A 23,300-nucleotide genomic window follows, 5' to 3' on the forward strand; every position below is an offset into this window, starting at 1 on the left:
CCGTCTAGCCTCGGGGCATGCGTGAGCTTGTCTATACCGGATTCTCGTCGCTCGACGGCGTTGTCGATTCACCCGGTGGGGCTGTCGAAGGCCACCGCAGCGGCGGCTGGGTCTTCCAGGACATCGAGTTCCGGCCGGAGGTGTATGCGATCAAGGAGGAGGAGCTGGCGGAGACCTCCGCCCTGATGTTCGGCCGTACCAGCTACGAGGCCTTCGCCCCGGTCTGGCGGGAGTCGGACGACCATGCCGCCTATCGCGACCTCCCGAAATACGTGGTCTCCTCGACCCTGTCCGAGGACGCCCTCGTCGACGGCTGGGGAGAGACGACGATCCTGCGCGGCACCGACGACATCGCCGCGCTCAAGAAGACCGAGGGTGGCGCCATTTTTGTCCACGGGAGTGCGGAACTCGCCCGCCGGCTGTCCGAGGCCAACCTGATCGACCGCTATCACCTGCTGGTCTTCCCGGTGCTCCTCGGCGCCGGGAAGAGCCTGTTCAGCCGGGCTGACAACGACAAGCGGAGACTGACGCTGCGCGACTCCGAGGCGTACGGGAACGGCGTGCTCAAGCTGATCTACGACGTCCGCTGAGCCAGGTCGAGGGCGATCGCCCCGCCGGTGCCCGCGCGCAACTGGCGGGCGGTGCGCCCGACGAACCGGCGCAGCGCCCGGGCCAGATGCGGTTCGTCGAAGTAGTCGAGCTTGGTGACCACGTCGGTGACCTCGGTGCCGGCGGCCAGCAGGGTCGCAGCCGTGCGGGCGCGTTCGATCTGGCGGACGGTGCCCCGGGCCAGCCCGGTCGCCGCCCGGAACCGGCGTTCGACGGTGCGGGCGCTGACCTCGGGCCGGCCGCCGCGGTGCACCTCGGTCACCAGTGGATCCCGGAGCACGGCGCCGGACCGGACCAGACGGGCGACCAGGGCCTCGGCATCGTCCGGGCCGGGCGTCTCCCAGCTCGTGCCGTCCAGCTCGAACGACCGGTGGGTGGTCGCCGGAAGCTCCAGCCCACCGTTGACCAGGGCCGGCGGAGGCAGGACGCGCAGCGAGGTGCCCACGGCGAACTCGATGCCGACGAAGCCGGCACCCTCGGGCACCGGAGCCACCCCGCTGCCCGTTCCGGGGCCGGTCACCGCGGCGTACGCCCGGCCGTCGAGCCGCCAGAAGACCAGGCCCCAGTTGACGCCCGCGACCGAGGTCATCTCGGTGACCCGCTCGCTCGTACAGGTCCACACGGTGTCGACCCAGGGCGAGTCGGACCCGCGGTTCGAGAACCGCAGCGGCATCAGCGTCACCTCCGGCGAGTGTAGGAGGCGATGATGACACCCGTGGTGGTGGCGACGCTATCGGTCAGCTCCAGCTCGACCATCGGGGCCGGCCCCTCGAACAGCCGCAGCCCCGAGCCGAGGGTGAGCGGGTGGATGAGCAGCGTGTAGTGGTCGATCAGGCCGGCCGCGTGCAGGCTGCGGACCAGGGACGGGCTGCCGTTGACGGCCAGGTCGCCGCCGGGTTGAGCCCGTAGTGCGGTCACCGTCTCGACGGCGTCGCCCCGCAGCAGGATCGAGTTCTCCCAGTCGCCGGCGTCGTCCAGGGTCCGCGAGGCGACGTACTTGGTGGCCCCGTTCATAAGCTCGGAGAACGGGTTGCCGTCGGTGGCGCGCCCCCACACCTTCGCGAAGTCCTGCCAGGTCCGTCGCCCGAAGAGCAGGTCACCGGCCTGCGCCATGCCCTCACCGAGCACCCGCCCCATGACCTCGTCGTTGTACCGCGGCCCCCAGCCCCCGTGCGTGAACCCACCGCGCGTGTCCTCGTCCGGCCGCCCCAGCCCCTGCACGACCCCGTCGAGACTGACAAACATCGTCGAACTGATCGAACGCACACGTCCTCCTCGGACCAATCGCTTCCCCTGTCACCCCCTATACGAAGGACTGTCACCGGTTTCGACAACATCGCCCATGCCGCGCGTGGAGACCTACGCAGCGGCTCCACCGGTCAGCGATGGGCTACGCCGGCTATCTGGGTGTTGAACGTGATGAATGGGCTGTGCAGGCGGTAGGGCTCGAGGTCGACGCGGGCGAAGCCGGCGGTGTGCAGCAATGTGGACAGGTCGCGTTCGCACGAGCAGCCCTCGAAGGTCCAGGCCCAGGGGCGGCGCAGGGCTCGCTGGAGTGAGCGGGTGACGGTGCCGGGTGGGGCGGCGACGTGTTCGACGAAGCGGAACGTGCCGCCGGGGCGCAGGATGCGGCGGACCTCGGCCAGGACCGCGACCGGGTCGGTCACCGTGCAGAGCACCAGCGACGAGATCACCGTGTCGGCGCTCCGGTCGGGGAGCCCGGTGTGCTCGGCGATGCTGTCGCGCAGATCCAGGTCGACGCCGCGGCGTTCGGCGGCGGTGCGCAGGCGGTGGTGCATGGGGTGGTTGGGTTCGATGGCGACGAGCGTCGACCCGGGCTGCAGGTAACGGAGGTTCGCCCCCACGCCCGAGCCGAGCTCGACGACCGTCCCGGGGAGTCCGGCGAACACGCGTCGCTTGTGGTGGCGCACGTTCCACTCGATGTATGGGCCCAGCAGGCTGAAGAAGGCGGCGTTGAAGGGGCCACGGCCCCGGTGCACCTCGAAGGCGGTCGCGGATGACATGACCTCAGTGTTCGCCGGTGCGGCGGGCCGGTCAGGCGTGGAACTACCCCACTTGGGCGCTGAACCAGGCGGCGATCTGGGCCCGGGATCGGAACCCGAGACGCAGCCGGATCCGTTCGACGTGGCCCTCGGCCGAGCGCTCGTCGATGTTCAGACGGGCCGCGATCTCGCGATTTGTGCACCCCTGGCTCACCAGGGCGGCCACCTCGCGCTGCCGGGGCGTCAGCGCGTCGGCGCGTCGGCGCGGGACCGGCAGGCCGAGGAAGCGACGGATCACCCGCACCAGCTCGTCCCGATCACCCGCGTACGGGAGATGGGAGCGACCGGGCAGCAGCGCCAGACTCGCCTCGCCGATGCCGTCGGCCAGGGCCCGGGCCTGCGCCACCGGTGCCGCGCGGTCGCCGGTGCGGTGCACCACCAGCGTCGGCGCCCGCACGTCGCCGAGGCGGTCGCCGACGTCGAGCTCGTAGCTCAGCGCCAGCAACGCCCGCGCGGTCGCGGCACTGGAGCAGGCCCGCTGGTAACGGGCGAGCACGGCCCGCGTCGAGCGGCCGGCGTCGGGCGCGAAGATGTCGGTCAGCACGTCGGAGCCCAGGCCCCAGTGCGACTCGATCAGCCCGAGGACACTCTCGCGGACGGCCGGTGGCGACAGCTCGCGGCCGCGCACCCAGCCGCCGCAGAGCACCAGCCGCCGTACCGTCTCGGGATGGGTCGCGGCCCAGGCCACCGCCACCGGCGCCCCCATCGACGTGCCCATCAGGTCGAACGGCTCGCCCACGGTCGCCGCCACCGCTTCGAGTTGCTCGAGCTCGAAGGCCAGCGACGCCGGGCGATCGGTGGCCGGTGACAACCCGCAGCCCGCGCGGTCGTAGCGCACGAGCCGGATGCCCTGGGCCAGTGCCTCGTAGAGCGCCCGCTCGGCCGGCAGCTCCCACCCCAGCTCCAGGTGGGTGAGCCAGCCCATGACGTAGACGAGCGGCCGCCCGGCACCGGCGACGGCGTACGCCACCACAGTGCCGTCGGCCAGTTCCACCCGATCGAGCTGCTGCCGCACCAGGCGATTGTCGCTCAGAGGCCGCGACCCGGCCGGTCCGAGACCGGCCACACGTACGGGAGATCGTCCGGCACCTCCGGCCCGAACAGCGGTCGGTAGAGCTCGGGATCCTTGCGCAGCAGGGCCGACTGGTGACTGCGGTGCACGTCCTCGTCGCCCAGCCAGGGCGGCAGCTCGCCGGCTTGGGCGAGCACTTCCTGCGTACGGATCTCCGGCCCCCGCCCCCAGTCGGCCAGCAACGTCGCCACGGTCGTGTCGGCCCGGCCGGTCGCGGTCCACACAGCCGCGACGTCGAGGCCGTAGCGGATCAGCCCCTCCTCGTAACCGCGCCACATCTTCACCGCCGGGTGGTGCCGCCACCCGTAGCCCGGCGTGATCAGCCCCCGCAGCACCTGCACCGTCTCGACCCGCTGCTTGCCGAGCCGCTTCTGGTCGAGCACCTTGGCCGAGGCCAGGAAGTCCGGGTAGGGAAGAAACGTCTGCACCACCCCGACGGTACTGTCCCCGCCTCGCCCGTCACCCGAAGAGCTGAAGCAGGGCGCCCCCGGCCGCGGCGTCCCGGGCCGCCCGGGCCCCCTGATCGGCCAGGTCGAGCCCGCGGGGCCCCTGGGGTCGCATGGCCAGCACCTCGGCCACCGCCCGCGACTGCACCTGGCGGGTGTCGAAGGACCGGGGATCCCGCAGGAACGACAGCGCGGCCGCGGCCAGGATCGGCCGGGCGTCGTGCAGGTCGCTGCTCATCCCGGCCGTCAGCCGGTCGGCGCCGGTCGCCACCCGCGCGGTGTCGGCGTGGGTCAGCAGCCCGGTCAGCGTCTTGCCGCCCAACCCGCGGTATCCGCCGGTGACCAGCGCGGTCGCCACCGCCGCGGCCTCCTCGCCGGCGCGCACGTCGTCGCCCGGAAGCCCGGCCGGGTCGCTGGCGGGCAGGTCGTCCGGGAACCCGGCCGGTAGGTCGTCGTCCGGAAGCCCGGCCGCGCGCACGGCCGCCCGGCACACTGCGACCCGGGTCGACGGCGGCGGATACCTCTCCCCGCCCGCGCCGTCGGCCGGCGTGGTGGCCAGCGCGTCGGCCAGCACCCGGGCGTACGCCGATCCGCAGGCCAGGCTCCCGGCCACGTCGGCGAACACCTCGCCCAGCCACGGCGCCCAGACCGGCACCCGCGCCGCGTCGAGGCCGGCGCCGGCGAGCCGCTGCTCCAGCTCACCGGTGAGCTCGCAGTCGTCCTCGAGGTGATGGCCGACCTCGTGCGCCACCAGCAGCACGCCGGGCAGGTGCCCGGCGAGATACCAGGGCACACCGATCACCGGGAACGGCAGCGCCGCCGCCGCTTTCGCCCCCGAACCGGTGCGGATGTCGCGCGGCAGCAGGGTGCGATAGCTGCTGCCGCGGGCCGCCGCGAACGGGACGATCCCGCGGTCCAGGAAGACCAGTGGCGGTTCCTTGAGCTGCTCACCGCGCCGGCCCGCGGCCTGCACAGCCGGGCGGTAGAGGGCCCAGGCCAGCTCGTCGGCGGCGTCGAGGAACGGCCGCACCGGTTCGACCAGACGCAGCAGGATCTTGGCGCGGAAGAAGTCACCGACGTGGAACAGGTCGAGCACCCGTTCGTACGGGTCGGACAGCCCGGCGACACCGTCGAGGCCCGCGTCGAGCAGGCCCGCGACCGCCCTGATCTGCGTGGTGTGCTTCTCCAAAGCCTTGGTGCTCGTCTGCGACCGCCAGTACGCCCACTCGGCGCGCAGGCTACCGGTGGCGTGCTGGATCTCGGCCGCCCGCCGGGCGTCGGTCATGGGACCGGGAACCAGGTGTTGCGGACCGCGGAGGGGGCGGCGAAGATCGCGGTGGCCCGGCCGGCCAGCGAGTCGGCGTCCCGTCCCCAGTCCGGGCTTGCGGTCTCCGGACCCCACTCCTCCGGCGGGCGGCGGAGGCTGCGCGCCACCTCGCTCAGCGGCTGCCCCTCGGCGAGGCCGCGGGCGATCGCCTGGACGTACTCGCCGCCGGCCCGCATCGCCCCGGTCGCGATCACCACCGGCGCCACCCCCTCGGCGAAGACCGTGGCCGCGAAAAGGTTCCGCAGGGTCAGTTGCCACGGCACGTCATAGGGCGAGCCCGGGTACGGCGGATCCAGCACCACGACCGGCTCGGTGCCCGGCCGGAAGTCGCGCAGCCACCGCACCAGGTCGTGCGGGTCCAGATCGGATCCTCGCTCCTTGGCCGCCCAGCGGCGCTCGTTGTCGGCGGTGGCCGAGAAGTCGAAGAACGGCCGGATATCGCGGTAGTCGAGCCGGGCGCTCACGTGCAGCAGAGTCAGCTCGGAGCCCGGCGTGAGCTGGCGCAGGTCCTGCACCACGCGGCAGCGCAGGCCGCACCGGGCGTAGTGGTCCATCACGTCGTAGCCGAAGTCGTCGTGCGAGCTGATCTCGTGCCGGGAGGCGCCGTCCGGTCGCAGGATGACGACGACGGGCTTGGGGCGCGGCGCGGTCCGCCGGTCCAGGGCGGCGCTGAGGAGGTGGAGGTGCTGGTCGTCCACGCGGGCGCCGGCCCCGATGGCGGCCAGCGCGGCCGCGGTGTGCGGCCCCATCACCCCGTCGATCTCGATGTCGGCGCCGTGCGCGACCAGACCGCGTTGCAGCCACTTCAGATCGAGCCGGTGCTCGGGCCCCGGCATGCCGCGGAACGCGTCCGCACGCCAGTGCGGTTGCCGGTCGTGGTGCTGGTCCGGCGGCAGCAGGGCCAGTTCCCACGGCAGGGCGTGCAGGCCTGGGTCGTCGCTCTCCAGCCGGACGGGACCCGGGCCGGCCCACCCGTCCGCGATCACCCGGCCCAGCGCGCGGGCCAGGCCGGCCCAGTCCTGAACCAGCTGATACTGCAGGTCGATGAGATTTTCTGGTACGCCGCCGGGCCGGTGCAGCCCGAGGGCCGGGCTGCCCTCGGCCAGGCTGATCTCGGCGTACGACCCGGGGGCCCGGGTCAGCCCCAGCCGCAGGCTCAGATCGTCGGCCACCGCCACCAGCGAGGGGTTGCCGGTCAGCTGGCCGGCCGACCGGTTGACCTCGGCGACCCACCGGGACGGCCGGGTGATCCCGCCGCACAGCCGGTGGGCCTCCTCGAGCAGGCTGGGGCGCTCGGCCGGATCCCGCTCCGTGGCCAGCAGCATCAGGCTCGCCGCTCGCAGCAGCACCTGGTCGCCGCCGGGAAGCGGCACCGGCACCTGGCCGATCGTCCCGAGCCGGTCCATCGCCTGCAACCCACGCCAGTGCGCGAGGGGATCGTCGACCCTGGTCAGCCGGCGCCACGCCGGGACCCCGAGGCGCCGTGCCGGTCCGAGGCGTCCGGACAGCCGCTGCCACTCGGCTCGAAGCTGATCGGCCAGGGCGTCGTCGTCGGGCTGGAGGCGCTCGTCGATCCCGGACAGCAGGGGGTCGAGGCGGGTCACGTCCTGATCGGGTGGCCAGACGTGCCGCGCGCGAGCCAGTTCGGACAGGACGCCGAGCCGGGCCCGGGGCGGTTCGATCCGCTCCAGCGCGCCGGCCAGAGCGGGGACGAGGTGCCGGGCGTCGTGCCAGGACCAGGCGAGCCGGGCCGCGATCGAGGCGGCGACCTGGTGCGGTGGGCCGTCCAGGCTCACCGCGGGCGGCGTTTCGGCCAGGTCGAGCTCGACCGTCAGGTCGTCCCACAGTGCGGCGACACGGTCGCCGGCGGCCATCGGGGGCCGGCGCAGCCGGGCCGCGGCCTGGAGGTCACCGACGTCGCGCACGAGGAAGCGGAAGTAGATGTACGCACACTCGGGATGCCCCTCGGTGAACCCGACCTCGGACCACAGGCTGGCCGCGCGCAGCAGGTGCTTCTCGGCCTCGTCGAGCTCGAGAAGCTCTCCGAGGATCACCCCGCGCGCCTGGTGCAGCTGGGCCAGATGGCCCAGGCCGACGGAGGTCTCGAGCCCGGCCGCGACCTCGGCCGCGGTGTCGAGGACGGACAAGGCTCGCCGGCTCCGGCCGAGCAGCGAGCAAGCCCGGGCTTCGACCAGGGCCCGGCGTACGGTCCCGGCGGCGTCGGAGGACCGCAGGCCGGCCAGCACGTCGAGCGCGGCGCTGGGGCGGAACATCGTGATCAGCAGCTCCGCCTCGCGAAGCTTGGCGGTCTCACTGCGGGTGTGCCGCGCCCACCGCAGGGCCGTCGTGAGGTCACCGGTCGTCTCGGCGAGCCGGGACAGCGACAGGGCCAGCGGCTCGGCCTGATCGGGCCGGTGGCTCGGCACCACCAGGTCGAGCGCGTCCTGATAGGCGCGCACCGCCCGGACCCAGTCGTCACCCGGCCGGTGGTTGGCGAGCACGTCGCCGTAGACCCGCAGCAGGTCGATGTGGGAGTCGGCTGAGGCGGTGGGCAGCGCCCGGCGGACCAGCTCGGCCGCGCCCGCCGGATCGCCGTACGCGCACTGCACCGCCGCCACCATCGCGACCTCCAGGCCCCCGCGCGGCCCGGGCACCTGGCCGGCATCGCGGACGGCCCGCGCCCGGGCCAGCAGCGCCTCGGCCTCACTCCAGTGTGGATCGGAGGTCCGCTGGCCGCCGGCCCGGGCCCGCTCCACCGCCACGTAGGCCAGCCAGACCAGCGCCTGCAGGACGGTCACCCAGCGGACGGGCTGAGGGCCGTTTCCAGGCTTGCGCGGCACACCGTCCTCGTCGCGGTAGTCGTCGCCGAGCACCTCGCCGGCCAGGTCGGCCAGGCTGTCCAGATCGCCGTTCTCCCGCAGCCGCAGGAGATGCCGTCGCCAGAACTCGGTCGCGTTCGGATCGCCCAGCTGGACCCGGTGGTAGAAGGACTCCCGCAGATAGGGGGCCGGCGCCTCCGGGTGCGCCGCGGCCAGCTCGTCGAAGCGATCCCGGAACGCCAGGTGCAGCTGCCGGGCCACCTTCCGCGGCGCGATGAGCTCGCGCATCGGCACCCGCACCTTCTGATGGAACACGACCGTGCGGCCGTCGCGGGCCGGCTCGGACACCCACGACCGGTGCGCCGCGTAGGTGAGCAGATGGTCCCAGGCCTCGTTGAGGCGCTCCTTGTCGCGCGGTGTGCCGAACGGGAAGATGTCGTCCTCGCCGATCCGGTGATGCTCGTCGGTGCGGGGGTCGTCCTGGTCGCTGGGCCCCTCCCGGCCGCTGACCAGGTAGGGCCACATCACCTCGATGACGTCGTTGTAGTGCAACCGGCGGGGCACCACGCCGTACCGCACGAGCCACCGCACGTCCCCGTCCCGGATCCGCCGGATGACCCGGTCGATGAGCAGGCGCAGGGCCGGGTCGTGGAAGCGCAGCAACTCGTCCGGCTCGGTCCGCGGCTCCTCCTCGAGGATGTCGGCGAACATCGCGACCATGAACGGGTGCCCGCCGGTGCGGCGCTGCACCGGTCCGGCGTACCGCTCGGGGTCGGGCACCCGCCGGATCTCGCGCAGATAGCGCAGGGTCTGCTCCGCGGTGAAGTCGCCCAGCTCGACCGACTCGACCGACTCGAAGGTGGCCAGGGCCGGCCCCGCCCGCTCCCGCAGGTCGTACCGGCCGGCCAGGACGAGCCGCAGCCCGCGGCACGCGGTCACCAGCTCGGCCAGTTTCCGCAGCAGGGCGTCGGCGCCGTGGCCCAGCAGCACCTCTTCGAGAGTGTCGACCACCAGCAGCACCGGGCCGTCCCCGGCGGCCGCGTTGAAGCGCCGGACGAACACCTCGGTCACGGCCCGCTCGAGCCGGTCGACGCCCTGCGACTCCACGCTCTCGGCCGCGGTCCGGGCCAGCTCCGAGGTGGGTTGCTGCAACAGGTTCCGGTACGACGAGAACCGGTCCAGCCGCTCGAACACCCGGCGGGCCCACCGGCGTTCCAACTGGTCGGCGATCTCGAGCAGGAGCAGCCACGGGTGGCGGGCGGCGGTGCCCGCGTCGATCAGGTCGAAGTCGACGCGCGCGCACGGCACGTCGAACTCGGCCGGTACGCATCGGCGGGCCACCAGCCACTGCAGCTGCACCGTCTTGCCGGTGCCGGTGGGCGCGAACACCTGCCACACCCGCGGGCCCTCGGCCGAGAGCAGCCGGTCGGCCCGCTCGCGCAGGCCGTCGGGCACCAGGAACTGGGCGGAGCGGCTGTAGCTCACCGCCCAGAACAGGCGGGCCCGCAGGTATCCGGCGGCGTCGAGGCGGCGGGCGGAGACGGCCGGACCGGCGTAGGTGACCCGATGCGGATCGTCCAGCACGTTGAGCAGGTCCTGGCCGCCGGCGAAGTCACGGACCCGGTCGGCGGCTCGGAACAATTCCTCGAAGAGGGCGAGCGCCGCGCCGGAGTCGGCCACCAGCAGGTGCCGCAGGTGCTCGTAGGGATCGCCGGCCTCGCTGTGCCAGGTGACCAGGTCGCGTTCGAGGGTGACCAGGGCCGGCGGGGCCCCCGGCTCCTGCCAGCCCTCCTGCCAGTCCAGCATCCACTCGGTGGCCTCGGCGCCGGGCACCCGCCACTGCTCCGGGCCCGCGCCGGCCGACTGCACCAGGCCGCGGGCGATCAGGTCGCCCAGTGCGGGCGCGCCGGGGCCGCTGTGCCGGGAGAGCACCTGCTCGTACAGCTCGGGGCCGAAGACACCGGCGGCCGCGCAGACCCGCATGGCGCGCCGCCAGGGCTCGGGCAGTCGCAGACGCGCGATCTCCTCCAGGGAGCGACCGGCCTCCAGCAGGCGGCGGATCTCGGCGAAGTCGGTCATCGGCGCTGTCCCGCGTCGATGCCGAGCGACATCATCACCGTCTGGAACCGGGTGACCCAGACGTTCGGGTCCTTGCGGAGCCCCATCTCGAAGTAGCCGTTGAGGTCGGCGAAGTCCTGCCCGATCCGGCCGCAGTAGTCGCGGAACAGGCGCATCGCCTGCCGGCGGTCGAAGTCGCCGATCTGCACGACGGGTGACCACCGGGCCTTGTCGTCGTCCCCGCGCGGCAGATGCCCGGTCAGCCATTCCGAGGAGGCGACCACCATGAGCCGGGTCGCCGAGCCGGGCGAGGCAGCGATCGGGCGGATCAGGCCGGGATAGATGGCGTCGTCGAACGCCTCGGGCAGGATGCTGTCCGCGTTGTCCAGGGCGATGATGTGGGTCCGGTCGGCGCAGGCCTCGCCGAGCGCGGTGCGGAAGGCGTCCAGGATCTGGTCGCGGTAGTCCTCGGCGTGCGGCCGGTCGTCGTCGAACCGCCGCCACAGGTCGTCCGGGCCCTCGTCCTCCGGAGCGTTGTTGACCAGGCGGTTGAGGGTGGTGTTGAAGTCGGCGAAGGTGGCCGGCGGCAGCGGTTCGGGCTGGCTGTCGGCGACGACGGCCTCCCGGATCGCGCGCAGGGTGTCCAGCCAGTCCTTGGTCTGCCCCGAGCGGTGCGGGCGCAACTGGGCCTTGAGGTCGACATAGGTGACCCGGCGGCCGCGCAGGTAGTAGGTCAGCAGGCACCACTTGGTGAACCAGGTCTTGCCGGTCTGGGCGCTCTCGTTCTCGGACCGGCCGCCGACGACGACCAGGGAGCGGGCGTCACCCCAGGGCGGGTCGAGGGCCCACCAGGCGTCGCGGCGCACGTCGGCGTGATCGAGGAAGCCGCAGAGGTACTGATGATGCGCGTACTGGGCCTCGATCGACGCCATCGGGCGCTGGAACTCGAAGCGGAGCACCTCGGCCGGGTCGGTGCGGCAGGTCAGCACGGGAGTGGCCCACTCACCGGTCTCGCCGCCCGGCATCGCGACCTCGCTCCGGGCCTCCACCATCACCTGGTCGAGCGGCTGCCCCCGGACGATCCCGCCGTAGAGGGCCGAGGAGAACCGGACCGCCGCCGGTGACTCGACATCGGCCTGCATCGACACGACGGCACCGACCCCGGCCGAGAGGAACGCCTCGCCGAGACCGCCGACCTGGTCGAGGGGATCGGTGGCGGTGCGGCACGCGTTGACCACGACGAGGCGGGGAGTCCACGGCAGCAGCAGCATCTCGATCTCGTCGCTGGCCAGCTCCCACGGCGTCGCGCCCGCGGCCGGCGCGTCGGTCGCCCAGTTGAAGGCGAGGAACGGGGCGTGGCCGGCGATGCGCGGCATGCCGTGGCCGATGAAGTGCAGGACGTGCGGGCGCAGGCTCCCGATGGTCTTGACCAGCAGGTCGCGGTCCGGCCCGTCCAGCGTCTCGACGTGGGTGCAGGCCAGCCGGACGGAGACCGCCCGGGTCACCCGGGACACCTCGTCGTCGCCCAGGGTCTGCCGGTCGGCCGGGTTGCAGACGACGATCAGCACCCGCAACGGCCCGTCGATGGGCTCGCCGGGCAGCGACCGCGGGTCGGACCGCCACGCCGTGAACCGCGGTCGCAGGAACGTCCACCGGCCGTTGCGCATCAGCTCCCAGGGCAGCGCCCGCAGTGGGGCCGGCTCGATCTCGAGCCGGACTCGGACCGGGCGATTGGCCGCGGCGGCCTGCTCGACACCGGCCCACAGGGTCGCGACGGGACCGCGGACGGCGCCCTCGAAAAGTGCCGTGCCGGTCGACTCCCGCACGTCTTTGGGCACCTGCCGGTCGAGCACCGCCCGCCACGACGGGTCATCGGCCATCGCCGCCAGGGCGTCACCCAGCGGAGCCCGGGCCTCGCCGGCACCCGCGACGACGAGCGTCACCAGGTGGTCGTCGGCGATGCGCAGCCGCACGTCGAGGGGCATGTCCTCCGGCATCAGCGGGCGGCCTCCTCCTCGTCCCGCGCGGCGGTGGGCTGCTCACCCGGCGGCACCTCTTCGAGCACCTGATCCGGGGCGTCGGCCGCCTCCTCGAGCAGCAGCGGCGGAATCGGCTCGGGCGCCGCACCCTTGACGTCCTGTTTCGGATATTTCACCTTGATGTTGCTCAGCCATGTGCGGTGCAGCCGGAAGACCCGGAAGAACGGCGTGGCCTGCGTGCCCACCCACTGCAGCCCCAGCCCGTCGGATCGGGCGAGCGCCGCGGTGCCGCTCAGGTCGGCCAGCGTGATCGGGCCGGCGCCCACCTTGGCCGCCGCCCGCAACTCGGCCGAGGCGTCGGTCGTGGCCGAGGCGAGGACGGTGGCGCCGGTCGCGGTGATCACGTCGTGGACCACGATCAGGTCGTCGGCCCAGTCGTCACTCCAGTAGCGACGGACGAGACCGGTGGCCACCGATCGGGTGTCGCGCATGCCCTGCTGGGTGAGCCCGGTGTAGAGCACCAGGGCCGACGTGGAGCGGGAGAAGCTGACCAGTGCCCCGGCGTCGACGTCGGCCAGGGCCTTGAAGACGGGCGGCCCGGCGGCGCCCGCGAGCTTGAACTCGACCTTGGCGGTGCCCTGGGCGTCGTACGTGAAATCGGCCTGCGGCACGGCGGTGGCCAGCTCGAACGTGACCCCGCGGTCGGCCAGATCGCCGGCCGTGCTCAGCGTGTCGTCGGAGGTGCCGAACACGTCACCGACACGGATGTGGCGCGACAGCGGCCAGTTGACCCACCATCCACGCCAGGCGTCGTTCATCGCTGTGCGATAGCTCGTGTACGAATCAGCCACGGGTGCCCCCCAAGCGGGATCGGGGCATCATCGTCCACCCGTGTCCACGCCGGACGGAAGGGCCCGCCCGTACATGACGTGATCCCGACACGAACGGGCGGTCCTCGTCGACGCTCACGATGCCTGCCGGCGCTCTGAAGAAGCGCTCTTCGCCTGGTCGAGGATTCGTTGCACCGCGGCGATCGCTACCGGGTCGACAGGGACGTGGTGACCCCGTTGGCCGGTCAGGCGGTGGTGAAGGGGGACGCCGTGTCCTACCTGGTCAGTGCTCGTCCAGTGACCGGACCAGATCCCGCATCGGCCCGGTCAGCCGGGTACGTCGCTCGACCACCTCGGCGATCAGGCTCCTCGCCGCGATCTGGTGACGGAACCACACCGGCGCCATGGTCTTGGCCCGCACGAGCGTGTCGACCGCGTCGCCATCCCGGCGCATGGCTGCCTGTGCCTGCGCCACGTCGAGCAGGTGCCGGCCGTAGGAGATCGGTCTCAGCCGCTCGGGCTGCACTCTCTGCGCAGCGCTCAGTGCCCGGTCCGGACGGTCCAGCATCACCTGGGCGTACGTGTCCTGCATAGCCACCTGAGTAGGCCCGAAGTTCAGGGCGTAGTCGAGACGGTCGCCGTCCATTCGGGCGGCGCCGGCGCGGGCCAAGGTCAGGTAATCGTCGGTGGCGTCAGTCCGCCCGGCCGCCGCCGCTGCGGCCATCGCCCACAGCACCATGCCGCCCCACACAGTCAGCTGCTGCGGCGTCGCAGCGCTCAGCCGTGGCTCGATCCGTTCGGCTACCCGTTGGGCGACCCGCTCAGCGTCCTCGTTGCGGGCCTGATTCATCAGCACCCACGAATAGGTGCCGTGGGCCGCTCCCCATTGGAGCTCGTCGACGCCGGCCGTCGCCGCGGTCACCGCCCGCTCGGCGCCGATCAAGGCCAGATCGTCTTGACCCAGGTGCACCAGCAGGCAGGCCGAGAGCTGGTAGGCCTGAGAGAGGACGATGTCGCCGCCGTCCACACCGGCTCGCTGTGTCTGCCGTGCCTCGGCAACCAGGCCCGGCGTGCGCCGCGCCAGTTCTCCGAACCGGCCGGACCAATAGTCCCGCCAGCCTTCGCGCAGCAACGTCCGCAGCCGCGGTGCCGGGGCCGGCTCCTGGTCGGGCGCGGCCTCCATCCCGGGCAGGAGGTCGGGGGTGAGGAGGGCGTCGCGCAGGCCGAGAACGAGGCGGTCGCCGCCGCCGTCCAAGCGTGGCCTTTTGCCGGTGAGCTCGGACAGCGGTACGTCGAGGGAGTCGGCCAGGGCGGCGAGTGAGCTGAGCCGAGCGGATTCACGCCGGCCCTGTTCGAGCTTCTTCACGAGATCCACGCTCACCGAGGCGCGGCCGGCTAGTTCTTCCTGCGTCAGGCCGCGTTCACTCCGTAGCTGACGGAGACGCTCACCGATCGAGACAGGCATGTCGTGCTCCCTGCTGGAGGCCAGGGGATAGACGGCCGACCTCTTCTCCGGCCACCCTGCGCATTCGAGGCTAGCGCGATGAGCCGGCTGCCCAGCGTTCGAGCTCGGCGTACTCGAACTGGGACGCTCCGCAGGTGGACCGCCGGCAAAGTGCGGCGATGGACGGCCCGCCGCCCGTGATATATCGCAGTGGTCTGACCGACAGCAGCCGGTGGGCGGGCTTCGCCTTCCGGCCGGGGATGACGGGCTAGGTGTACGCGTCCAGGGCGGCGGCGCCGGCGAGCATGGCTCGGGCTCGGGACGACAGGCGGGTGTGCCAGTCGTGGAGCATCGACTCGACGGGGGCGACTCCGCCGGCCGTGCGGACCTGGGTGAGCAGCGGGGCGATCTGGTTCAGGCGGTAGCCGCCTCGACGGAGCTGGTGCACCAGCTGGGCGTCGCGCACGTCGGCCGGGGCGTAGACGCGATAGCCCGTCTGCGGGTCGCGGCGCGGGTGGACCAGGCCGGCCCGTTCCCATTTGCGCAGCGTGGCCGGGCCGAGGCCGAGGCGCCGGGCCAGCGGGCCGACGAACGTGTCACCGCGCTCCGGTGGGAGCGGGCTCAAACCTCGCAGCGCGGCCTCCACGGCCCGCAGGGTGCGGCGGTCGTCGAGGAGCTGGGCGTGGCTCTCGTCGATCAGCCGGAGCGCCTCGTCGGTCGCGTCCCGGTTGACCGCCTGCATGATCTGCGCCGCCGTCCGGTGGCCGTGCCCGGGCGTGAGGGCCAGGAACGTGTGCAGGGCCAGCGCGTGCCGTGGCGTGTAGGTGCGGTAGCCGTACTCGGTGCGTTCCGCGGGCGGAAGGATCCCGCCCGCCTCGTAGTTTCTGACCGCCTGCGTCGACAGACCGTGCCTGCGCGCCAGGTCGACCGGTCTCATGCTTTGAAGCTTTTCGCTCACTGAACGCCATCATCGCCAAAAAGTCTCAACCGTTGGTTCAACGATACAGTTCAGAGGCATGAATACTGCTGTCGAAGACGTGATGCGGCTGTTCCCGGTGCGGCCGCGGCTGCTGGCTCTCGGTGAGCCCACCCACGGCGAGGACTCTCTGCTCCAGGTGCGCAACCAGCTGTTCCGCCACCTCGCCGAGCACGGGGGCTACCGGACGATCGCGATCGAGAGCGACTGCCTGATGGGCCTCATCGTGGACGACTACGTCACGGGCGGCGCCGGCACTCTTGACGAGGTGATGACGCGCGGCTTCAGCCATGAGTGGGGCGCTTTCACCGGCAACCGCGATCTCGTACGGTGGATGCGCGCCCACAACGACGGCCGGCCTCCGTCCGAGCAAGTGCGCTTCGCCGGTTTCGACGGCCCGCTCGAGATCACCAGCGCCGCCAGTCCCCGCCAGGCCCTCATGGCCCTGCACGCCGACCTGAGCGCCCGAGTCCCCGGCGACCTGTTGCCCTGCACCGCGGAGACACTCGACCGTCTCCTCGGCTCCGATGACCGCTGGACCAACCCGGCCGCCGCGATGGACCCGTCGCAGTCGATCGGGCGCACCCCCGAGGCCCGGGAGCTCCGGCTGCTGGCCGACGACCTGGTGGCCCTGCTCGAGATGCAGGATCCGCGCGACGACCGGGAGCAGGCCCGGCTGTACGGCCGGACCGCCACCGGCCTGCTGCGCTACCACTACTGGATGGCCGACACGTCCCCCGGCCGCCTGTCCTGGCTCCTCGGCGTCCGCGACGCGATGATGGCCGCCAACCTGCTGGCCCTGGCCGACCGCGGCCCGACTCTGGTCAACGCCCACAATGGACACCTGCAGCGCGACCGGAGCAGCATGCGGCTGGGCGACCACGACCTGCAGTGGTGGAGCGCCGGCGCCGTGGTCAGCGCCCGGCTCCACGACCAGTACGCCTTCCTGGCCACAGCCCTCGGCACCATCCCTCAGCACGGCGTCGACGTGCCCCCACCGGACACTCTCGAAGGCCTCCTGTACGCCCTTCCGGAGGACCACCTCGTGATGGATCCGGACCAGGTGGCCACCCTCATCGGCGACGCGAAACCCGTTCCGCGAGTGTCACCCTGGTACGGCTACGCCCCACTCGATCCGGCCCACGTCGCCGCCCTCGACGGCCTGGTCTTCGTCAAGGGTGAGCGCCACGCCCCTCAAGCAGCCTGATAGCGCAGCACGACCACGCCGGTTGAGCCGACCGGCGTGGTGTCGATCAGGGTCAGGCGCCGGGGGTCGAACGGGCCGGCGGTCAGCGGGATGCCGTCGCCGGCCACAACCGGGTTGAGCTTGATGACGTACTCGTCGATCTCGGAACGCACGGCGCCCGCGAACGCCCCGCCGCCACAGAGCCAGATGTCCTGGCCCGCCTGCTGCTTGAGCTCGCGCAGGTAGCCGATGGGCTCCTCGGTCACGATCGTCACCGCCGGGTCGGTGGCCGGGTCGACCGTACGGGAGAAGACGAACTGCTTCAGGTGCCCGTAAGGACTGGTGATCCCGGCCTTCAGCGCCGGCTCGTAGGTGCCGCGACCCATCACGACGGTGTCGAAGACCTGGTTGGGCGCGGTGATGCCGAACTGCTCGCGCAGCGCCGTCGGCAGCGTCTCGGGATAGCGCGCGGTGATGTACGCGTTCAGTTCCTCCTGGAACGGGCCGAAGAACGCGAAGTCGCCGTCCGGCGCGGCGATGAACCCGTCGACGGTGGTGGCCACGTAGTAGATGAGCTTTCGCATGGCGCCCAAACTACAACAGCTGTAGTGGTTGGTGCTAGCCTTTCCGATGTGGTCAAAAACCTGGAGCGCCGCCGCCTGCTGGCCGACGCCGGCCTGCGCGTCCTGGCCGAGTCGGGCGCCCGCGGGCTCACCCACCGCGCGGTCGACACCGAGGCCGGCCTGCCGATCGGCACGGCGTCCAACTACTTCCGCTCCCGCGACGCCCTGCTCGGCGCGCTCGGCGAGCGGATCATCGAACGCTTCGCGCCCGACCCGGCCGTCGTCGAGCGACTGTCCGGCCGTCCGCCGAGCCGCGAGTTGTTCGTCGACTATCTGCGTTACATCCTCGAGCGCACCACGGCCCACCCCGAGCTGACCCGGGCGCTCATCGAGTTGCGGCTGGAGGCGGCCCGCCGCCCCGGTCTGGCGGAGATCCTCGGCGCGACGCTGCGCACCGGCTACCGCGACGACGTCGCCTTCCACCGGACCACCGGCCTGCCCGGCGGTGCCCTAGAGATCGCCCTGCTCCACTACGCGATGGACGGCCTGCTCCTCGACATGCTGACCACGTCGATCGACGCCGGCGTGACCCCCGACCAGGCCCTCACCGCCTTCGTCGACCGGCTCGTCGGGTGAGACGGGAATGACACGCGACGAGCGACACATTGGCCGCACCGCAGGTCAGGCGGCATGGAGCTAGTACACAGCTGATTCCCCAGAGAGCTCACAGCCGCCGCATAGACGATGACGCCATGGCCCTCACCGGCATACCGCTGATCCTGCTGATGGCGACCGCGACCGGCGCCGCCGGCGTGGCCACCGGCTGGGTGTGGCGGCGCGGCGGCCGGTTGCGCCCGGCCGTCCGCACGGTCGCGGTGCTGCTGGTCGAGGTCCTCACCGTGCTCACCGCGGCGCTCGGCGTCAATCGGCACGAGCAGTTCTATCCGTCGTGGCAGGCACTGCGGGGCGACACCGGCACGATCGCGATCGCCGAGCGCCGGCCCGCGGGCCGGCTCGACGACCGGGTGCACGCCGGGCCGCTGATCTGGCGGCCGCCGGCCCTCGCGGCGTGGCATCTCGCCGGGCCGCCCACGGTGTGGCTGCCGCACGACTACCGCGAACGGCCCGGCGACGCCTTTCCGGTGGTGCTCGACCTCACCGGCCCCGGCGACCGCGATGCCGGCCCCGGCGACCGCGATGCCGGCCCCGGCGACCGCGGTGCCGGTTCCCGCCGTACGCCGGACGCGGTGACCGTGACCATCGCGCCCACCGCGACCACCACCGCTTCCGCATTGCGAGACCTGCCCGCCGCCCTCGGCCATGACCTGCGCGTCACCACCACTGCGGGCTGGGACGTCGTGGGTGACGAGCCGCTCGCGGCCGCCTTCGTGGCCGCGGCGCCGGCCGGGCTCGCCGTGCTCGACCAGCCGGTCACGGCCCTGCCGCCGGCTCTCGCGGCGCCGCTCCGCCTGCCGTCGAGAGTGGTGGCGTCATGAGCACCGTCCTGTCGCTCGCCGCCGTGCTGGTGACCGCGGCGGTGCTCGCTCTCGGCTGGAGCAGAGCGCGCGCCCTCGGCCGCTCCGCGCTGGTCGTCCTGTCGCTCCTCAGCGTCGTCGCTGCCGTGGCGGTTCAGGTCAACCGGCTGACCGAGGCCTATCCCACCGGTGCCGTCGCCGTGACCGCGGCCGCCGGCCCGACGGGCAGCCGCCTGCTCACCGTCACGGTCGCCGGCCCGGCGAGCCGGCTCACCCTGCCGATGTACGTCTATCTGCCGGCCGCCTACCGCACCGGCACCGGCCGCTTCCCGGTGATCGAAGCGCTGCACGGTTATCCGGGCACACCCCTGACCTGGCTGCGCAAGCTGAACGTCCAGTCCACCCTGGACCGTGAGATCGCGGCCGGCCGGATGGCGCCGGCGATCGTGCTCCTGCCCTATCAGACGCCGGAACGCCTGCTCGACACCGAGTGCACCAACCTGCACGACGGCCCACAGGCCGAAACCTTCCTCACGGCCGACGTGCCGGCCTTCGCCCGCACCCACTATCGCGTGCGCACCGACCGGGCCGGCTGGGGTCTGACCGGGTATTCGGCCGGTGCGTTCTGCGCGATCAACCTCGCACTGCGCCACCCCCGTCAGTACGCGGCCGCCGCGAGCCTGTCCGGCTATGCCGAGCCCGGCATCGACGTCGGCGACGGCTCCCAGAACACGACGAACAACCCCGGCTGGCGCCTGCGTCATCTGCCGCAGCCGGCAATCGCGCTCTGGCTGGGCTGGGCCGGCGACGACATCGAGTCGGCCCGGGATTCGCGCCGGCTGGCCGCCGCCGTCCACCGTCCCCTCGCGCTGACCACGGCGCTGGTGGCGCACGGCGGCCACAGCAGCGCGGTGTGGCGGCAGATGGAGGCACCGGCCTTCGACTGGCTGTCGGCCCATCTCGCCCGGCCTCTCCCATGAAACGCCCGGCCGCCCTGCTCGTGGCGCTACTGCTGAGCGGCTGTGCCGCCACACCCCCGTCGGCGCAGCCCACAGTGGTCACTCTCGGCGATTCGGTGGCGGCCGGCGCGGCCTGCGGGTGCGCCCCGTTCCCGGCCCTCTACGCCCGGGCTCAGCACGCCACCGACGTCGACCTGGCCGAGTCCGGCGCCACCGCCGCCGACGTCCGCGACGCTGTGCCCGGCGAGCGCGCCGAACTGTCCGCGGCGGCCGAAGTGGTCATCATGATCGGCGCCAACGACGTGGCCGCCGTCTTCGGCGAGCCCGGCCGATACGCCGGGGTGGCCGACGGGGTCGGGGACGACGTGGCCGCCACGGTGACGCGGATCGAGCAACTGCACAAGGTCCCGGTGGTCGTGCTCGGCTACTGGAACGTCGTCCAGGACGGGCAGGTCGGCGCCGCGCGATACGGATCCGACGGCGTGCGCGACGCGGCCCGGGCGCCCGGCCTCGTCAACCGTGCTCTCCAGGCCGCCGCCACCCGGACGGGCGCGACTTTCGTGCCGACCGAGGCGGCCTTCCACGGTGACGACGGCGCGCACGACCCGACCGGGCTGCTGGCCCCGGACGGCGACCACCCCGACGCGGCCGGGCAGGCGGCGATAGCAGCACTCCTTCCGCCGCTGCGGCCGTAGTCGTACGCCATCTTGGGCCGAGCGGCCCGCGGGTGTATCCCGGAGTCATGTATGAGTTCCGGCCTCCCGAGACCACCGTCGAGCCGACACCGCGCCGCATCCGGGTGCGGCTGGGCCCGGCCGTCGTCGCCGACAGCGAGCGCGCCGTGCTTCTCGACGAGATCAGCGAGCACGGCTTCCCGACCTACTTCTTCCCGTACGAGGATGTCCGCCCCGGAGTCCTCGCCGACGCCACCGGGGGCCGCTGGTCGGTGGTCGCCGGCGGCCGCCGGGCCGAGGACGCGGCCTGGGCCGACGACCGGTTCGAGCGGCTGCAGGGGCACGTCACGTTCTCCTGGGAGACGCTCGACTGGTACGAGGAGGACGAGCAGATCTTCGTCCATGCCCGCTCGCCGCGTCACCGGGTCGACACCCTGCACAGCTCGCGCCGCGTCCAGGTGCTCATCGACGGCGAGGAGGTGGCCGACAGCATCCGCCCGGTGCTGCTGTTCGAGACCCACCTGCCGACACGCTACTACCTGCCGTTCGCCGACGTGCGCAGCGACCGGCTGACCGCGAGCGAGACGGTGACGCGATGCCCGTACAAGGGGGTGGCCCGTTATTGGTCGCATCCGGGGCTGGCCGACGCGGCGTGGAGCTATCCCGACCCGATCCCCGAGATCCCCAAGATCCGCGACCTGGTCTGCTTCTACGACGAGCGGGTCGACATCGTGCTCGACGGCGTGCCTCAGGACCGGCCGGTCACCCCGTTCTCCTGAGGTGACGCGGTCACTTCACGCGCCGGTGGGAGCGGGCCACGATCTTGTCGTACTCCTTGTGCTTCTCGAGCCACGAGCTGAGGAACGGGCAGATCGGCACGACCACCCGCCCCTTGGCCTGCGCGTCGTCCATGGCCGTGCGGGCCAGCAGATCGCCCACGCCGTGGCCCTCGTGGTCGGGCTCGACCTTGGTGTGCGTGTAGGCGATGACATTGCCGGTCACCTGATAGGTGATCACGCCGGCCAGTGTCCCGTCGTCGTCGCGAGCCTCGAAGCGATCCTTCTCCGGCACGTCGGTAACCGCAATCGTCACGGCCCCATCCAACCACGGACTACCAGCGCCGCCACCTGCGGAACTGTCTCGGTCGTCACGTCGACGACGGTGTCCTCGACGGCGGCCGCGGCCAGGATCCGCTCCAGCTCGCCGGACCGGCCGAGGTGCCAGGCCAGCGCCGCGGGTTCGCCGGCGTGGCGGCGGCGCAGGCGGTCGTGGACAGCGGGCAGGGCCACCCGCAGGCGGCAGACCGACAGCGGCCGGCCCAGCGCGTCCTCGTACGCGTGCCTCTCGGCCCTGCTCTCGATCACGCCGGCCAGGACGATCCGCTCGGCGCCCGCCTCGACGAAGTTCCGAGTGACCGCGCGCAGGTTGCGCAGCGTGAGGGCACCGTGGAATGGATCGCCGGGCGGTGACGGCCAGCATCGTCGCAGCCAGTCGACGTCGATCACGGCGTTCGGAATTTCGCGCGCGGTCAGCAGATCCCCGACGGCCTCAGCGGCTGAGGTCTTGCCGGCGCCCACCGTCCCGGTGATGAGCAGTGCCTTGATCACCGCCCGACAGTAGCGACCTCGGCTGAGCTGTCGTAGACCGTTGCTGGTGGGTCGGTTGCACTGACCGGCGCGTTGCCAGACGGCTCACGCCCAGGCCTCGGTGGTCGAACCCAGGGCGGCCGAGAGGTTGATCCGGAGCCTCGGCTCAGCTGAGAGTGAATCGCCCTATCTGCCCGGCTCGATCTGTGAGCCGGTGACCTTGCCATCCTCCACTTCGCAGCTGAACTGGCGGAAACCGGCGTCCTTCGTGGCGAACTTGCCCGACACCGCAATCACCTTGTCGCCGTCGACCTGGAACGACGACTCCTGCCACTGCTTCCGCCACGGTGTCGGTTCTACCGCCTCGACCTCGGTCTTGCAGAGGTCAACAGCCGCGTCCTGTCGTTCCTTGAGCGACTCGGGCCACAGCTTGACCACCGCCACGATCCCCACGGCCAGCAGGGCGACGAACACCCAGAAAGCCAGACAACCGCGTCGTGTGCTCGGCCGGCGCGGAACGGGCTCGTTCATGAGTCACATCCGACCATGGCGGGGTTGCACCTGGTGGCGCTGAACGGTAGCGACATGTTGTCTTTTCCGCCGACACCGATCCTCGTCGTCCGGCCCGGCGTCCAGCGGCGCTGTTTCGTGGCGCAGACGGCGATGAGTACGCATATGAGTGGCCCGACGGGCTCGACCGGACGTGGTCACTCGCCGACGGGGCGCTGGGCGTACGCGAAACGGCGGCCACGTCGGCTGTGAACCGACCATGACCGCCGTCTCGTGCGTTGCGCCCTGAAACAGCTCAGCGAGTCGTACCGCTGGTCTGGGTCAGACGTTGTAGTACATCTCGAATCAATCATGGATGCGGCCCGACCTCGTACTGCGGTCGGGGCAGGCGGTCTGACCTGCGTCAACACTGTTTGTTTACGTTCGTTGTCTTCTGGTGTTTTCTCAGTCCGATTGTCGCGTGGTTGGCGTCCTTGATCTTGACCTTTACGCGGCGGGGTGTGCGGGTGGCTGTTGCGGTATCCCGTCGCGCAAGCTTCGCTCGGCCGGGCCGGGCTCGGGGTGTCGAACAGCCCCACCGTTTGACACCCCGAGCCCCAATGCCGCGTAGCTTAAGTTGATCTTGTTGTGGCCTGGGTGAAGGTGCGTAGCCGGATCGTGGCTGGTTTGTCGTGGCGGATGCTGGGTGTGTCGTGGGGTTTTTTCACGCGGTATTGGTTGTGGC

General features: G+C 72.1%; 22 protein-coding genes. 7 read left to right on the top strand and 15 right to left on the bottom strand.

Annotated elements, in window-relative coordinates:
• Positions 1–17: 17 nt before the first annotated feature.
• The gene (locus NAG42_RS34805) at positions 18–590 is read left to right on the top strand and encodes a dihydrofolate reductase family protein (RefSeq protein ID WP_250036283.1); all 573 of its coding nucleotides are present in this window, start codon (positions 18–20) and stop codon (positions 588–590) included.
• On the opposite strand, the gene NAG42_RS34810 is transcribed toward NAG42_RS34805, so the two are convergent.
• From NAG42_RS34810 to NAG42_RS34860, 11 genes are all read right to left on the bottom strand, one after another.
• Positions 575–1,282 carry a helix-turn-helix domain-containing protein gene (locus tag NAG42_RS34810; RefSeq protein WP_250036317.1) on the bottom strand — a complete coding sequence of 236 codons (708 nt, stop codon included), beginning with the start codon at positions 1,280–1,282 and terminating at the stop codon, positions 575–577. The two genes, NAG42_RS34805 and NAG42_RS34810, sit on opposite strands and share 16 nt — an antisense overlap.
• A gap of 5 nt (positions 1,283–1,287) precedes the next feature.
• Positions 1,288–1,875 (bottom strand): dihydrofolate reductase family protein, encoded by a 588-nt coding sequence (locus NAG42_RS34815; RefSeq protein WP_250036284.1) that lies wholly within the window; start codon positions 1,873–1,875, stop codon positions 1,288–1,290.
• A gap of 113 nt (positions 1,876–1,988) precedes the next feature.
• Positions 1,989–2,633 (bottom strand): class I SAM-dependent methyltransferase, encoded by a 645-nt coding sequence (locus NAG42_RS34820; protein WP_250036285.1) that lies wholly within the window; start codon positions 2,631–2,633, stop codon positions 1,989–1,991.
• Positions 2,634–2,676: 43 nt separating this feature from the next.
• On the bottom strand, positions 2,677–3,687 hold the full coding sequence (locus NAG42_RS34825; protein ID WP_250036286.1) for an alpha/beta fold hydrolase: 1,011 nt from the start codon (positions 3,685–3,687) through the stop codon (positions 2,677–2,679).
• Positions 3,688–3,701: 14 nt separating this feature from the next.
• Positions 3,702–4,172: an MSMEG_6728 family protein gene (locus tag NAG42_RS34830; protein ID WP_250036287.1), complete on the bottom strand. Its 471-nt coding sequence runs from the start codon at positions 4,170–4,172 to the stop codon at positions 3,702–3,704.
• Between the two features lie 31 nt (positions 4,173–4,203).
• On the bottom strand, positions 4,204–5,475 hold the full coding sequence (locus NAG42_RS34835; protein WP_250036288.1) for a hypothetical protein: 1,272 nt from the start codon (positions 5,473–5,475) through the stop codon (positions 4,204–4,206).
• A complete protein-coding gene (locus tag NAG42_RS34840; protein WP_250036289.1) occupies positions 5,472–10,415 on the bottom strand; it encodes a hypothetical protein in 4,944 nt (1,647 codons plus the stop codon). The genes NAG42_RS34835 and NAG42_RS34840 overlap by 4 nt, the downstream gene beginning before the upstream one ends.
• On the bottom strand, positions 10,412–12,391 hold the full coding sequence (locus NAG42_RS34845) for a CHAT domain-containing protein (RefSeq protein WP_250036290.1): 1,980 nt from the start codon (positions 12,389–12,391) through the stop codon (positions 10,412–10,414). The genes NAG42_RS34840 and NAG42_RS34845 overlap by 4 nt, the downstream gene beginning before the upstream one ends.
• Complete coding sequence (locus NAG42_RS34850) at positions 12,391–13,224, bottom strand: hypothetical protein (protein ID WP_250036291.1); 834 nt, start codon at positions 13,222–13,224, stop codon at positions 12,391–12,393. Before NAG42_RS34850 ends, NAG42_RS34845 begins: the two co-directional genes overlap by 1 nt.
• A gap of 262 nt (positions 13,225–13,486) precedes the next feature.
• Entirely contained in the window at positions 13,487–14,668 is a 1,182-nt protein-coding gene (locus NAG42_RS34855) for a helix-turn-helix domain-containing protein (protein ID WP_250036292.1), read from the bottom strand.
• 247 nt (positions 14,669–14,915) lie between these two features.
• Positions 14,916–15,584 carry a MerR family transcriptional regulator gene (locus NAG42_RS34860; protein ID WP_250036293.1) on the bottom strand — a complete coding sequence of 223 codons (669 nt, stop codon included), beginning with the start codon at positions 15,582–15,584 and terminating at the stop codon, positions 14,916–14,918.
• A 79-nt stretch (positions 15,585–15,663) separates the two neighbouring features.
• On the opposite strand from NAG42_RS34860, the gene NAG42_RS34865 reads away from it, so the two are divergent.
• The gene (locus NAG42_RS34865) at positions 15,664–16,830 is read left to right on the top strand and encodes an erythromycin esterase family protein (protein WP_250036294.1); all 1,167 of its coding nucleotides are present in this window, start codon (positions 15,664–15,666) and stop codon (positions 16,828–16,830) included.
• On the opposite strand, the gene NAG42_RS34870 is transcribed toward NAG42_RS34865, so the two are convergent.
• Positions 16,818–17,393: a dihydrofolate reductase family protein gene (locus tag NAG42_RS34870; protein ID WP_250036295.1), complete on the bottom strand. Its 576-nt coding sequence runs from the start codon at positions 17,391–17,393 to the stop codon at positions 16,818–16,820. The genes NAG42_RS34865 and NAG42_RS34870 overlap by 13 nt on opposite strands.
• A 48-nt stretch (positions 17,394–17,441) precedes the next feature.
• Here NAG42_RS34870 and NAG42_RS34875 point away from each other — a divergent pair, with 48 nt between their 5' ends.
• The 5 genes from NAG42_RS34875 to NAG42_RS34895 all read left to right on the top strand — a co-directional run bounded on the left by NAG42_RS34875 (position 17,442) and on the right by NAG42_RS34895 (position 21,259).
• Positions 17,442–18,008 (top strand): TetR/AcrR family transcriptional regulator, encoded by a 567-nt coding sequence (locus NAG42_RS34875; protein ID WP_250036296.1) that lies wholly within the window; start codon positions 17,442–17,444, stop codon positions 18,006–18,008.
• Positions 18,009–18,124: 116 nt separating this feature from the next.
• The gene (locus tag NAG42_RS34880) at positions 18,125–18,868 is read left to right on the top strand and encodes a hypothetical protein (RefSeq protein ID WP_250036297.1); all 744 of its coding nucleotides are present in this window, start codon (positions 18,125–18,127) and stop codon (positions 18,866–18,868) included.
• Complete coding sequence (locus tag NAG42_RS34885) at positions 18,865–19,827, top strand: alpha/beta hydrolase (protein ID WP_250036298.1); 963 nt, start codon at positions 18,865–18,867, stop codon at positions 19,825–19,827. Before NAG42_RS34880 ends, NAG42_RS34885 begins: the two co-directional genes overlap by 4 nt.
• Positions 19,824–20,501, top strand: coding sequence for an SGNH/GDSL hydrolase family protein (locus NAG42_RS34890; RefSeq protein WP_250036299.1), 678 nt, complete (start codon positions 19,824–19,826; stop codon positions 20,499–20,501). The genes NAG42_RS34885 and NAG42_RS34890 overlap by 4 nt, the downstream gene beginning before the upstream one ends.
• Before the next feature lie 47 nt (positions 20,502–20,548).
• Positions 20,549–21,259 (top strand): DUF427 domain-containing protein, encoded by a 711-nt coding sequence (locus tag NAG42_RS34895; protein WP_250036300.1) that lies wholly within the window; start codon positions 20,549–20,551, stop codon positions 21,257–21,259.
• 10 nt (positions 21,260–21,269) lie between these two features.
• On the opposite strand, the gene NAG42_RS34900 is transcribed toward NAG42_RS34895, so the two are convergent.
• From NAG42_RS34900 to NAG42_RS34910, 3 genes are all read right to left on the bottom strand, one after another.
• The gene (locus NAG42_RS34900; RefSeq protein ID WP_250036301.1) at positions 21,270–21,572 is read right to left on the bottom strand and encodes a GNAT family N-acetyltransferase; all 303 of its coding nucleotides are present in this window, start codon (positions 21,570–21,572) and stop codon (positions 21,270–21,272) included.
• Positions 21,569–22,087, bottom strand: coding sequence for a nucleoside/nucleotide kinase family protein (locus NAG42_RS34905; protein WP_250036302.1), 519 nt, complete (start codon positions 22,085–22,087; stop codon positions 21,569–21,571). The genes NAG42_RS34900 and NAG42_RS34905 overlap by 4 nt, the downstream gene beginning before the upstream one ends.
• A gap of 165 nt (positions 22,088–22,252) precedes the next feature.
• Complete coding sequence (locus NAG42_RS34910; RefSeq protein WP_250036303.1) at positions 22,253–22,540, bottom strand: hypothetical protein; 288 nt, start codon at positions 22,538–22,540, stop codon at positions 22,253–22,255.
• Positions 22,541–23,300 lie beyond the last annotated feature (760 nt).

Origin of the sequence: Paractinoplanes maris, assembly GCF_023544465.1 — a bacterium.
Taxonomy (GTDB): domain Bacteria; phylum Actinomycetota; class Actinomycetes; order Mycobacteriales; family Micromonosporaceae; genus Actinoplanes; species Actinoplanes maris.